The sequence below is a fragment of the Tritonibacter sp. SIMBA_163 genome (genome assembly GCF_046535935.1).
GTDB lineage: Bacteria > Pseudomonadota > Alphaproteobacteria > Rhodobacterales > Rhodobacteraceae > Epibacterium > Epibacterium scottomollicae.
Window position 1 is genome coordinate 1 of the sequence record NZ_JAWJBP010001480.1, and the last position, 231, is coordinate 231.

Annotated in this window: 1 protein-coding gene; it reads right to left on the minus strand. The window is 68.4% G+C overall.

The window, feature by feature from the left end; all coding sequences use genetic code 11:
- Positions 1–220 (minus strand): ABC transporter substrate-binding protein (locus R0J92_RS27205; RefSeq protein WP_411053977.1); only part of this gene is annotated, 220 nt, incomplete at its 3' end.
- Positions 221–231 lie beyond the last annotated feature (11 nt).

The window sequence follows — 231 nt, forward strand, 5'->3', positions numbered from 1 at the left end:
CCAGCGTCACGATCTCCAGGTCGACGCCGCGCATCTGCAGCATGACGCCCTGGTTGGTCGCCCAGCCGAAATAGGCGTCGACCTGACCGGTCGGCAGGATGCCCGGATCGGTGCCCGTCGGCACGAAGGTCACGCTGTCCGGATCGAGACCCGCGCCGCGCATGAGGGCGACCATGGTCGGCCGGCGCTGGCTGGGGATCGCGATAGTCTTGCCCTGCATGTCCTCGAGGT